This is a genomic window from Mesorhizobium sp. M1D.F.Ca.ET.231.01.1.1 (assembly GCF_003999155.2).
Classification (GTDB): Bacteria; Pseudomonadota; Alphaproteobacteria; order Rhizobiales; family Rhizobiaceae; genus Mesorhizobium.
Map to the genome: position 1 here is coordinate 271,426 of NZ_RZOZ02000002.1, position 12,372 is coordinate 283,797.

Here is a 12,372-nt window from a genome sequence, read left to right on the forward strand (position 1 = left end):
AGTCGCGCTTGGCGCCCGGCATGTGACCGCCGCCCGGCTTCGCTCCCCGCGCACCGCATTTTCCGTATCCTGCGGGATTGCGGCCGAAGCTTTGATGAACGGATGCTAATTCAATCCGCGGCGTTGCGCCAGAAGCGCTGAGCTTCAGGCGCACGGCGCGGGCGTCTCGATGCCTCAGGTCAAAACCCAGGCGACCGACCTGCTGGTATCCGCCAGCATGTCCGGGGCTCCGGCGGAAAGGTCCGGCAAATGGCTTCCAAAGGCACGTCCAGGATGCGTGCGATGACCTTGAGGGTCCTGGCGGAGGCGGCCTTTCCGCTGCGCTCTATCTGCGACAGCATGCTGGGCGTGATCCCCGCCTGCACCGCGAGCTGCCTTCCGCTCAGGCCGCGTAGCGAATCGGGTTCTCGCCATCGGGACCGCGCTTCAGAGCTTTCCCCTGCGGAACCCTTTGACCGCCCGGCCGTTTAGGGCCATGGCGCTGAACGACGATATCCAAATGGCGGAACGGCATGTCCTGCAGGCCGAGCGCCACATCAAGCGCCAGCGCGCGCGCATCGCCACCCTGAAGCGTCGTCGGCTGCCGCGCGGCAAGGCGTCCAACTTCCTGCAGTTGCTCGAAGATGCCCAATCGATGCACCTCCAGCACCTGTCGCGGTTGCTGGAGCAGGCGTCCCATGACAAGACCGTAGCGGGCGTTTAGAATCGGATGTCGGGTCAGCACCGGCAACCTACGCAGCTTATTGGGAGAGATGGTACGCCCAAGGGGAGTTTATCTTTCCTTTGAAATCAACTGGTTAGCGTGTCCAACCAGCAACCGGGACACCATTGAAACCATTGGCGAATTTGTCGCCGTGTCCAACGCCGGCTGATCGTTCATGGCCGGCGGCAGTAAGAAATCGAGGCCCGGTGCCGAGGTCGCGAAAGCGGCGCTCGAACGCATGGAGCGACCGTCGGATGACGACCCCGATGGCCAGGCAGAGTATGATGCCCTGGCCGCTGAGGCAAACGGCGAAAACGTCGACGACAACGGCTTCAATATCGACGCCTTCAACCGGCAGTTTGCGGTCGTGCCGATTGGCAGCCGCGCGGTCATCCTTTGGGAAAAGCCGGACGCGCCGCCGGAGGAGCAGCTGCAGTTTCTGCAGATCAGCGCTTTCCAAACGATCTATCAGAACCGGTTCACCGAAGTGCTCGGCGCCGACCGAAAGCCGAAATGGAAGACGCAGGCCAACGCCTGGCTAGACAGCCCGCGCCGACGCGATTTTCGCGGCTTGGAGTTTTTCCCAGACCCGGCCGGCACCGAAGGAACACCCGGCTTCTACAACTTGTGGAGAGGCTTTTCAGTCGATCCGCGCAGGGGCGGCAGCTATGCCATCTTCCGCGATCACATTCTGACCAACGTCTGCGGCGGGTCGGAAAAGACCTACGCATGGTTTTTCGGCTGGTTTGCCCAGATGATGCAGCTGCCGCGCGAAAAGCCCGGCACGTCGATTATCCTCCGCGGCCCGATGGGCGCCGGCAAGACCAAGATAGGCGAGGTGTTCGGCTCGCTGATCCAGGCGCACTATTTCCAGATCGACAATCCGCGATACCTGATCGGCCAGTTCAATAGCCACATGGCGGCCTGCCTGTTTCTGCAGGCCGACGAGGCGGTTTTCGCCGGCGACAAAGCTGCCGAGGGTCATCTGCGCGGCTTGGTGACATCCGAGCGCCAAATGGTCGAAAGCAAGGGCATCGACCCCATTCGCCTGCCGAACTACATACGCCTGATGATGACGTCCAATTTCGATTGGGTCGTCCCCGCAGGCAAGGAAGAACGGCGTTTCGCCTGCTTTGACATCGCGCCGCATGCGAAACAGAACCACGAATATTTCCGCGAGATGACCGAGGAGCTTGACGCCGGCGGGCGTGAGGCGCTGCTCTACGATCTGCTCACCTTCGACCTGTCCAAGGTCAATCTGCGAGAGATCCCCAAGACTGCGGCGCTGCTCGAGCAAAAGATCAGGTCGTTCGATCCTGTCGAGCAATGGCTTTACGACAGGCTGCATGAGGGCGCGATCATCGATCGAGGCGTGGCCTGGCCGAAGGCGGTCGAATGCGAGGCGCTTTACAAAAGCTACCTCGCTACGGCCGAGCAGATGGGCATCCGCTATCGGGTCTCCCAGATCTCGTTCGGCATGAAGATAGGCCATCTGCTGCCGGGCATAGATCGCGTGCGCAGGCAGGTCACCGACGAGACTGGCGCGAACGTAGCGCGGCGATGGTTCTATGCCCTGCCACCTCTCGCCGACTGTCGCGCGGCCTTCGATGAACAGGTCGGGCAACGATCAGATTGGGGGGCTATCGATGACCCCGAATAGACGATTGTCCCAACCTAGGTTGGGACAGCCTCCGAGGTTAGGACGCGAAAAAGCCAACGAAATCAATGGGCAGTCCCAACTGTCCCAACTGTCCCAACCTGATCGATTGGTCCGTGCGCGCGCGTACTCTAGCGAGGATCGACTTGTCTGCTTTCCTACAACCCCTCTGAAAAGGTTAGGACAGTTAGGACAGTTGGGACGAGGCCTTGATTTCATTGAGAAATATCCTGTCCCAACTTCCAGCCGAGCAGGCGACAGGTCGGGACGGTTGGGACGCCACCCCGTCGCGGGTCCTTCCCGCCATCAAAACCGTATGCGGGACGGCGAAGACCGAGGGGGGACTAGTGACGGGGTCCGGAAAACTGGGTGTACGAAGTTTACGATCGAGGTGAACGGTAAACGTTCACCACTATTTTGAAAGGATTTTTCTATCATGGCAGGGACCATCAAACAGCGTATCGAACTCGACGGCGGGAAGGAACTTAAGCGCGAGCTCGAGGAATTCGGCGCCGCCGGTCGCAAGGCGTTTCGTGACCTGCAGGCTGCTGCCGCCGAGGTTAAGGGCCTGCCGGCTGGCTTCTTCTCGTCGCTGAAAAATGCCGAAGCGCAGGTCAAATCGCTGGGCGCGCAGTTCGCAACGACCGGCAAGCAGATCCAGGATATCGGCCGTACGCTGACGACCGCGCTCACCCTGCCGATCGTCGGCGCCGGCGCCGGCATCCTCAAGCAGGCCGCCGATTTCCAGAAGGCGATGAACAGCTTCGCCGTCAATGCTGGCGTTGCCGGTCAGGCGCTGTCCGATGCCGAGAAGAAAGCGCAGGATCTCGGCCAGGCTTCGGTCTTCTCCTCGTCCGAAGCCGCCGAGGGCATGACCGAGCTCGCCAAGGTCGGCCTCGATTTCCAGACCATCATGCAAGGCGCGGCCAAGGCGATGGTCGACCTTGCGGCGGCGAACGACACCGGCCTTGCGTCTTCGGCGGCCGTCGTCGGCGACGTCATCAACCAGTTCAAGCTCAGCGCCTCGCAGCTTCCCGGCATCGTCGATTCCATCACCGGCGCGACCGTCGAATCCAAGCTGTCCTTCGATGACTATGCGCTTGCCATCGGGCAGGCTGGTGGCGCCGCGGGAGCGCTCGGCGTCAAATTCGAAGAGTTCAACGCCGTCCTTGCGGCGACGGCTTCATCATTTGCCTCGGGCTCTGATGCCGGCACGTCCTTCAAGACCTTCCTGACCCGTCTCGTCCCGCAATCGAAGCAGGCTGCGGCGATGATGGAAAAGCTAGGCCTGAAGTTCTTCGACGCATCCGGCAAGATGAAGTCGATGTCACAGATCGCGCAGGAGCTTCAGGACAAGCTCGGCAAGCTGTCGCAGGAAGACCTCAACGACGCCGTTTCTACCATCTTCGGCACCGATGCGCTGCGCACGGCAATCGCTCTCATGAAGCAGGGCGGTGCCGGCATCGATGCCATGATGATGCATCTGAAAAATACGAACTCGGCGGACATTGCCGCGACGCGCGTCAAAGGCCTGGTCGGTGAGCTCGACCAGTTCAATAGCGCGGTGGAGAACCTTTCGATCGCTATCGGCAAGTCTGGCTTCCTCGATTTTGTGACGAATATCGTCATTAAGCTCACAGATTGGGCGCAGGCGCTCTCGCAGCTCAGTCCAGAGGTGCTGCGACTTGGGACTGTCGTCAGCGGAGTGGTAGCAACAATCGGTCCATTTCTATTTGGTCTCGGCCTCGCGACGCGCGCTTTCGGGGTTACGTTGCAGGGCCTCGGCACACTGATTGCCGGCTTGCGCAACCTCGCCGCGGCGCTGCTTTTCGTTGCCGGCGTTCCAGAACTAGCCGCTCTGACGCTCATCGGCGTGGCGATCGGGGTCTGGGCCACGCGCACCGATGAGGCCACCGCCGCGCTTCAGCAACATGAGAAGGTTGTCAATGAGGTCGACGCCGCGTACCAGAAGGTAGGCGGCTCGCTCGCGAAAATGACGCAGGAGGTGAAGGATCGCCTTCTGCTCGAGGCGAGCGATTCTCTCGATAAGACCAAGCAGGCGCTCGTCGATGCCCTGGCCGATCTGTCCAACAAGCTGCCGCATTTCGAAGGCGACATGCAGAACGCCGCCGCGCAGGCGATGTTCGATCTCGCCAAGCAGTTCCAGGACGGCAAGATATCTGTCGACGAGTTCAACAAGGCCATTGCCCGCATCGGCGCCGAAAACCCCGGCGATGTCGCGAAGCTGGCCCAGACTTGGCTCGAGCTGACCAAGAACGCGACCGACCTCACCGCCAAGACGAACGAGATGGCGGACCGGGTCGCCTGGCTGTCGGGAAAGATGTCCGACCAAGCGTTCCAGGCTGCGCAGGCGGCGCGCGGGATCGATGGCTTTGTTGCGGCAAACAAAAACGCCGTGGCCGATACGCAGGCGCTTGGCAATGCGGCCGACGAAACCGGCAAGAAGATTGAGGGCCTGTCGCATCAGATCACCGTTTTCCGTGGCGGCGGCGAGGGCGGGAAGCTTTCGTCCGAGGTCTTCAACGTTGTCAACGGCGTGGCGCAGCAGGCCGAGCAGTCCAAGAAGGCGCTCGACGATGTCGGGACCAGCGCCAAGACTGCCGGCGACAAGGTCAAGCAGGTTGCCGATGATATCGCCAGCCACATCCGCACCGTCCCTGATGCGTTCAAGTCCGATGCGGTTAAGCCGGCGGTCGATGGCGTCGTCAACGATCTTGGCCGGATCAAGCCAGCGGCCGACGCTGCCAGCACAAGTCTGAAAGAGGCGCTGACCGTTGACACCGGCGTCGGGGCTGGCCTGGCCGCGAATGTCGACACCGCCGTCAATGGCGTCGTCACCAGCGTTCAGAAGCTGGGGCCGGCCGCAACTGAAGCGGTGAGCGGTCTGCAATCCGCGCTGAACCCCGGCGATGTCGGCGGTGGCCTGAGCGCCGATATCAGCACGACGGTCGACGGGGTCATCACCGAACTCGACAAGATGCCGCCGGCGGCAAGTTCGGCGGCGGCCGGTGTGGCCCAGCCGTTCCAGCAATTGCCTGGCATCTTTTCAAGCATCTTCTCCGGTCTCGGCGCGCTCATCCAGGGCGGCTTCGGAAATCTGTCCTCTGTCATTTCCAGCCTCGCCTCTCAAATCCGCACGGAGATCAACTCAATCATCTCGGCCTTGCGGGAAGCGGTGGCGCAGGCGCAGCAGTTGCGCGCGCAGGCGGGCGGCAGTTCTTCGTCAGGCGGCGGTTCGCAAGGTGGCTTTGCCGGCGGCGGCTATCTCGCCAACGGTCCCGGTACGCCGACCAGCGACAGCATCCCGATCATGGCGTCGGTCAAGGAATTCATCATGCAGGCGAAGGCCACTGCCTATTATGGACCAGGCTTCATGCATGCGCTCAACCAGATGAAGATCCCGCGCGAGTTTTTCAGGGGCATGCGCGGTTTCAACATCGGCGGCATGGTGGACGGTTTCAATCGATCGATGTCGGCCCAGAGTTTTGCCGGCGGAGGCACGGTCAAGCCGCTTGCGCCGGCGGTGCTGGGCTCGACTAGAAGGGTGACAGAGATCAACCTGCGACTCGGACCAAGTCGCGCCGAAGTCTTTCAGATGATCGCTGATGATAGCGTCGTCGACAGGCTTGCGCGTTGGTCGGTCAGTCAATCGCTAACAAAGGCTTAGAACATGACACTTCCGAACCCGAACCTTGGCCCATTCGAGGGCGACAACTTCAAATATTGCCAACATCTGGCGACAGAGTTTTCTCGGGCAGTGACGAGCGGGATGGGAGCCGATCCGGCCTGGCACGATGGACATGCAGCCTTCGCACACTTCCAAGGATTTATCTTCTTGGCCATGTGCGATGCCGGCGTGCGTGGAACCGGCCCGGCGCAGATTATGGAAGACCTTCTCAGCAAGGTCAGGCCAATCTGGGAAGCACTCATCACGCCCGGGTACATCGTGCCGAGCATCTCAGAGGCAGGTCCTAACCTGACGGTGCTGTCAGGAGGCAAGACCGGTGGCGACGATCCAAAGGGCGCCACATGATCGCGCACGCCGCCTTCGCCATCGCCTGCGCTGTAGTGCTGGCGCTGGCGTGGTGGCCTTGGTAGCTGGCGCGCCTAGACGCGCCAGCAGAGAAGGCGGTTAAGCCTCAGTGCGCGGTGTCGTCGGGCGCATCCTTGCTGCCGACGTGCTTTCGCTCTTTCAGGATGTCATTGATCCTGGCCGAATTGACGCCGAATCGCGCCGCGATCTGGTGCTGGTGCCAGCCGTCGCGGCGAAGCATCCAGACCACAATAGCATCCTTGAAAGTGAGCGGTTGCTTGCTCGGCGGAGGGATTTCGGGAGAAGGTATTTCCATTTGAGAGGTTCCTATCATGTTTCGGAACGTCCCAAGGCTTGACCGACGGAAAGGAACGGGACAGTGTGTCCTAGTCCTAAAGGGGCCGCTTCCTGCGCCTTGGGCACAACCATTGAGCAGGATGTGATTTCGAGAAGCCGTCGGGGGAGGCAAAGCCACGACGGCTTCTCTTCCATCACATGTCGCGATCAAGCTGATAGTTTGTCGCGCCTCACGTCAAGCGAACCGATCCGGTGTTAACAGGCCCGTTGTTCGCTGTTTGATCTAAAATCTGCAAATATCTAAGTAAAATCAAAAGCTTGCAACCTATCCACAGAAAACCAGCACCCCTGTGGAAAGCGTGCAATTGACATTGATTTAGTTGCAGAAAACGCATTTGGACGCGTCCAAACGCAAGTTAGAGGCCGCCTCGGGGCGCGAATCTACGGTCAATTCGGACCAATGCGCATCGATTCCTTCAGCGCACTTTCCGCAGCCGCACGCCAGGACCTTCGCCATTCTCTTCGACGAAGATGACGCCGGCGGCCTCGAGCGCCGCTCGCACATCGCCAAGCGTCCGATCATAGGGGGTTCGCTTGCCGGTCTCGAAAACCGCAATGGTTGCCTTGGCCACCTTCGATGCGTCGGCGAGTTGGTCTTGCGACCATCCGATCAGTGCGCGACCAGCCCGACATTGCGCAGATGAGATTATCATTTTAATCAAACCTTATATCAAAGTTGTTGACTTCAATTCTGGTGTAGCCTTATACCATTGATGTAACTTTGCCGCAATCGGAGGTCACCCAATGCCGAACGTCCCGATCACCCGTCGCAATATGCTTTCCGGATCAGTCGCTCTTACCGCCGGCCTGATGGTCAGCGACCAAGCAAGCGCCGCTTTGTCTGGGCTGATGCCCTCCCGGCAGGAGAAGATCAAAGCTTGCATCGAGCAGCTGAACGATCTGCTTTGCGAGGAAACGGGCATGACGTGGGAAATCTACATCGCTTCCGACCAGACAGTAACGTTCAATGATGAGCAGCGGCCTCGCCAGCTCGCCAGTCATCCAAAATGGTTTCGTGGCCTGCATGATCCGACTGGCGTTGCCGGGCCGCCTCTCATGTACGGTGATCCGGTCAAGGGCTACGTGTGCCGGAGGGAAGATGGGCCAGATGAAGGCACGATGACCTATATCGTCGCCTAGCATGAAGCCTCTTGACCGGATACAGCGTGTTGCCGTATATGGATGGCAACACGCTGTAACCAGAGGCTGGCATGAAACAGCAATTCACAATGGCCGAGACGGCCGAGATCCTTGGCATCAAGCAAGGCGTTCTGAAGATCTGGCGAGTGCGCGACATCTGCCGCTATGGCGGCGACGGCGCTCGGATGGCGTATTCCTGGATCGAGGTCGTCAAGATGGGCGCCGCCCTTTCGATCAGCGGCATGGGTGTTGACCTGAAGCGAGCCTTCAAGATCGTCGACCATCCGCACGCTCATCAGCTTTTCGCCGCGATCATCGTGGGCGAGGAGTGGCCTGACAGGGGACTGTTTCTGACGTTCGATCCTGAGAGCCGTGGCGACATTCGCCAGTGGATGATCGCCCGCTTCGATATCCCTCAATCTACCGGCTTCAACGATCCCGTGGACCATGTGGTCCAGAGCGAAGGGTTTCTTCGCGTCAATCTGTCGGTCATCGGCCGGCGCCGCTTGGCCGACATCGAAGCCTTTCTTGCAAAGCAAGGGTGACGCATGAACGACCGTCGCCTGGCCAGGATCGCCGACGGCATGCGCGAGCCTGACTTTGTCAGGCGCATCGCCAATCTTCGCGCCGCGACGGCGCGCGCCGGCAGCGTGGCACCGAGCACCGCCGCGGTCATCCTCGACCTGCCGCGCCCAATCGTCGACCTGATCTGCGCCTGGCAGGCCGCCGCGGCGATCGAGGGGCAGGCGCATCACATGGCCGCCAGGATCAACGTCATTTGCGAAGGCAGGAGACAACCTCATGGATAACGTTTCGGCCTATCTTCGGTCGCGCGAGTTCATCGAACGTTTGACCAGAACGCGCCTTGCCGCACGCGCGGCGACCGCAAGGGGCAAATCCCTCACCGACGATGAACTTGCCGAAGGCCTGGGTCTGCCTAGCGAGATGGCGCAGATGCTGTTTGCCTTCATTGAGGCATGGGACCTCAGCGAGGCAGCGATCAGCCAGATTGCGGCCCACGTCGCGCCGTTGGCGGGGGAGGCAAAGCATTGAAAAAGCCACTCACCACCCGCAAGAAGCCCGGCGGCATCGAACGCCTGGCGCTCAAGTTCCGGCCGGAATCGATCGACACCGAGACGCGCACATTCGAGGCGACCGTCGCCACGCAAACGCCGGTCCGGCGTTTCTTCGGCCGCGAGATCCTCGCCTGCAATGCGGGCGCCGTGAACGTCGAGCGACTGGCCGACCTGCCGCTGCTCGATTCACACCAGATCGTCGGCATCGACAATCTGCTCGGCCGCGCGATCGCCTATCGCTTCGAAGGGCCGTCGCTGGTGATGAAATTCAGGCTGGCCGAGACCGAGCGCGGCGATGCCGCCATGGCCCAGATCGCCGCCGGCACGATCAGCAAAATGAGCGTCGGCTACACCGTCGACGACGAGACCGAATCCAGAGCGACCGATGGGACATTAACCGTCACGGTGACGCGGTGGACGCCTTTCGAGGCGTCGCTGGTCAGCGTGCCAGCTGACCCCAACGCCAAAATACGAGGAATGAACATGAAGCGTCCACGCCGTGTCTCCAACCCGCCGCCGCTCGATCTCAGCCAGGATGACCTGGTCGACGACGATGCCACCATCACCGACGACGAAGACGATGATCAGCCGCCGCGCCAGCGTCAGATCGAGCGCACCGCGCGCGATCAGCGCGACATCGACACCGTCTTCCGCCAGGGCGTTGCAGCCGGCCTCGACGGTCGCCAGCTCGACGCCGATCTCCGCGATGTCCGGACGGCCGACGAAGCCCGGACGCGCGTCTTCCATCGGCTGGCCGAGAATTCTCGCCGAACCGCGACAAACCCTGGCCGCAAGGAAGGCAGCTTTAGCCGTATCGAAGACGCCGAGCGTCACATGGTCGAGGCGCTTTCGATCCGCCTCGGCGGCCCCCAGACGATCGAGGGGCAAAACGAGTTCCGCGGCATGACTTTGGTCGGGATGTTCCGGGCGCACATGGAGCTTGCCGGCACCTCGACAAGGGGCATGTCTGATCTTCAGATCGTCGGGCACATGCTTTCGCCTGGGCAGGGCCAGCGCGCCATGCACACGACCTCGGATTTTCCGATGCTAATGAACACGGCCGCGAACGATGCGCTGATGGCCCGCTTTGGCGCGCAGCTCACGCCGCTCAAGCGGTTCTCGGCGGTGCGCTCGGCACGTGATTTCAAGCCGATGTCCTACATCAGGCCCGGCGAGGCGCCGTTGCTCGAAAAGGTCAACGAGGCGGGCGAGGTCAAGAGCGGCACACTGTCGGAGGAAAAGCAAGGGCTGCAGGTCGCGACCTACGGCAAGATGTTTTCCTTGAGCCGGCAGGCGATCTACAACGATTCGCTTGGCGCATTCGCCGACTTCATCAGCGCCTTCGGCATCTCGGCCGCCACGACCGAGGCCAACCTGTTCTATGAGCTGCTTTCCGCCAACGACTTCGGCGGCAAGAAACTGTCGGACGGCAAGAAGCTGTTCCATGCCGATCACGGCAATCTTGGCAGCGCCGCAGGCCTCGACGACATCACTGGCCTGAGTGCTGCCCGGCAAGCCATGCGTCAGCAGATGAACGTCAACGGCAGCTGGATTTCCGGCACCGTGCCCGCGGTCCTTCTCGTTGGCCCGGCGCAGGAAACAGCCGCCGAAAAGATCGTGGCGACGCTCAACTCGACGGCGATCGACGCGGTCAACCCGTTCAGCGGCAAGCTCAAGGTCGAGGTCGAGGATCGCTACGAGGGCAGCGGCTGGTGGCTGCTCGCCGATCCGGCCAGCCGGCCTGCATTCATGCATGCCTATCTCGACGGCGCATCCGGGCCGCAGATCGAGACCAAGGCGGGCTGGGAAGTACTCGGCACCGAGTTCCGCTGCATCCTCGATTTCGGTTGCGGCGTCTACGACTACCGCGCCGCCTACTTCAATCCCGGCGAATAGCGAGGTCTGAGGGGCAACTCTGGAAGGCCATTCGATCAGGCCTCAAGCATCATCCTCCGCCCCTCGCGGTTAAGCCCCGTTCATGGGGAGGGTGGCGCAGATCGGAAGCCTGGCGCCGGGCTTTGAGGGTCGCAAAGGGTGTTCCTTCCCTTCGGCGATTCGGGGCGGAGATTTCGAGGACGCCATGTCGAAGCGTGCAGCACTGATCACCAAGAGCGACGCCAGCCGGCTTTTCCAGGCAGCAAAGGCCGCCGGCTACGATCGGGCGCGCCTGGTGTCGCATCCCGACGGTCGTATCGAACTGCTCGCCGAGACGCTGCGCGAAGGAGAGAGCAGCGACGCCGGCGGCAATGAGTGGGACGAGGTCCTGACCAGATGAAACGGCGCGCACCAAATCCATTTCCGGGCGTCACGCGAACCGTCGATCGCCACGGCAAGGTGCGTTGGCGGTTCCGCTTCAAGGGTCGGCCCAATTGCTACCTGCCAGGCGTCTATGGCTCGGCCGAATTCCGGGCGGCCTATGAGGAAGCGAAGTCCGGAGGCAGCAATCTGCCCGTCGTCCCCAAGGCCGAATATGGGACGTTCGACTGGCTGATCGAGCACTATGTCAGGACGCCGAAATGGCAGAAGTTGGCGCCGATCAGTCGGCGTAACCTGCTGCATGAAATGGATCGCTTCCGCACCGAGCACGGCAGCAAGCGGGTCAAGAACCTGCGGCCCGAGCACATTGAGGCGCTGCTGGCGCGCAAGGCAGCGACGCCTGCGGCGGCCAACCGGCTGCTGAAGCTCATTCGCCGGCTCTGCCGCTTCGCTATCCGCAAGGGTGTTATCACGACCGATCCGACGGTTGGCGCCGAGCGCTATGCGGAAAACCCCGACGGCTTCCACACTTGGACCGAGGACGAGATCCTGAAGTTCGAAGAACATCACGGCATCGCCTCGAAGCCAGTGCGCGCGCTACGCCTGATGCTCTGCACCGGAGCGGCCCGCCAGGATGTAATCAAGCTTGGCCGGCAGAGCACCAAGGCCGGCCGCATCGCCTATCGCCGCGGCAAGACTGGCGGCGACGTCGACCTGCCGATCCTGTCAGAGCTCGCCGATGTGCTGGCCTTCGTGCCGTCTGATCAGATGCTATTCCTGACCCATGGCGCGGCGCGGCCCTACAAGACCGAATCCTTCGGCAACTGGTTCCGCGACCAATGCGTCGCCGCCGGCCTGCCGCACTGCTCCGCGCACGGCCTGCGCAAGGCTGGCGCGACGCGCTTGGCGAATGCCGGCGCGAACGTTCTGGAGATCATGGCCTTCCTCGGCCATCGCACGCCGGCCGAGGCGCAGACCTACATCAAGAAGGCCGATCGCAAGCAGCTCGCCGATCGCGGCATGGAGCGGCTGGAAAGTGCAAAAAGGGAACAAAACTTGTCCAACCAAGTCGAAAAGTTGGACAAACACCGCCGTAAGCAGCTGAAAACAAAGGGCAATTAAATGAAGA

The 12,372-nt window shown here is 61.6% G+C and carries 13 protein-coding genes; 11 read left to right on the forward strand and 2 right to left on the reverse strand.

What is annotated here, in order from left to right; translation table 11 throughout:
• Positions 1-475 precede the first annotated feature (475 nt).
• From EN874_RS07675 to EN874_RS07690, 4 genes are all read left to right on the forward strand, one after another.
• The gene (locus EN874_RS07675; RefSeq protein WP_127425966.1) at positions 476-703 is read left to right on the forward strand and encodes a hypothetical protein; all 228 of its coding nucleotides are present in this window, start codon (positions 476-478) and stop codon (positions 701-703) included.
• Between the two features lie 175 nt (positions 704-878).
• Entirely contained in the window at positions 879-2,363 is a 1,485-nt protein-coding gene (locus EN874_RS07680) for a primase-helicase family protein (RefSeq protein ID WP_127425965.1), read from the forward strand.
• Between the two features lie 433 nt (positions 2,364-2,796).
• Positions 2,797-6,048 carry a phage tail tape measure protein gene (locus tag EN874_RS07685; RefSeq protein ID WP_127425964.1) on the forward strand — a complete coding sequence of 1,084 codons (3,252 nt, stop codon included), beginning with the start codon at positions 2,797-2,799 and terminating at the stop codon, positions 6,046-6,048.
• A 3-nt stretch (positions 6,049-6,051) separates the two neighbouring features.
• Complete coding sequence (locus tag EN874_RS07690) at positions 6,052-6,414, forward strand: hypothetical protein (protein WP_127425963.1); 363 nt, start codon at positions 6,052-6,054, stop codon at positions 6,412-6,414.
• A 106-nt stretch (positions 6,415-6,520) separates the two neighbouring features.
• On the opposite strand, the gene EN874_RS07695 is transcribed toward EN874_RS07690, so the two are convergent.
• The gene (locus EN874_RS07695) at positions 6,521-6,664 is read right to left on the reverse strand and encodes a hypothetical protein (protein ID WP_245513511.1); all 144 of its coding nucleotides are present in this window, start codon (positions 6,662-6,664) and stop codon (positions 6,521-6,523) included.
• 523 nt (positions 6,665-7,187) lie between these two features.
• Positions 7,188-7,343, reverse strand: coding sequence for a hypothetical protein (locus tag EN874_RS07700; protein ID WP_245513512.1), 156 nt, complete (start codon positions 7,341-7,343; stop codon positions 7,188-7,190).
• A gap of 172 nt (positions 7,344-7,515) precedes the next feature.
• Here EN874_RS07700 and EN874_RS07705 point away from each other — a divergent pair, with 172 nt between their 5' ends.
• The 7 genes from EN874_RS07705 (at position 7,516) to EN874_RS07735 (ending at position 12,365) form a co-directional block, all read left to right on the forward strand.
• Positions 7,516-7,911 carry a hypothetical protein gene (locus EN874_RS07705; protein ID WP_127425960.1) on the forward strand — a complete coding sequence of 132 codons (396 nt, stop codon included), beginning with the start codon at positions 7,516-7,518 and terminating at the stop codon, positions 7,909-7,911.
• Positions 7,912-8,000: 89 nt separating this feature from the next.
• Complete coding sequence (locus tag EN874_RS07710) at positions 8,001-8,456, forward strand: hypothetical protein (RefSeq protein WP_127425959.1); 456 nt, start codon at positions 8,001-8,003, stop codon at positions 8,454-8,456.
• A 3-nt stretch (positions 8,457-8,459) separates the two neighbouring features.
• Complete coding sequence (locus EN874_RS07715) at positions 8,460-8,720, forward strand: hypothetical protein (protein WP_127425958.1); 261 nt, start codon at positions 8,460-8,462, stop codon at positions 8,718-8,720.
• Positions 8,713-8,964: a hypothetical protein gene (locus EN874_RS07720; protein WP_128261465.1), complete on the forward strand. Its 252-nt coding sequence runs from the start codon at positions 8,713-8,715 to the stop codon at positions 8,962-8,964. Before EN874_RS07715 ends, EN874_RS07720 begins: the two co-directional genes overlap by 8 nt.
• Entirely contained in the window at positions 8,961-10,883 is a 1,923-nt protein-coding gene (locus tag EN874_RS07725; protein ID WP_168247411.1) for a prohead protease/major capsid protein fusion protein, read from the forward strand. The genes EN874_RS07720 and EN874_RS07725 overlap by 4 nt, the downstream gene beginning before the upstream one ends.
• 184 nt (positions 10,884-11,067) lie before the next feature.
• Complete coding sequence (locus tag EN874_RS07730; RefSeq protein ID WP_127425956.1) at positions 11,068-11,262, forward strand: hypothetical protein; 195 nt, start codon at positions 11,068-11,070, stop codon at positions 11,260-11,262.
• Positions 11,259-12,365, forward strand: coding sequence for a tyrosine-type recombinase/integrase (locus EN874_RS07735; RefSeq protein WP_127425955.1), 1,107 nt, complete (start codon positions 11,259-11,261; stop codon positions 12,363-12,365). Before EN874_RS07730 ends, EN874_RS07735 begins: the two co-directional genes overlap by 4 nt.
• Positions 12,366-12,372 lie beyond the last annotated feature (7 nt).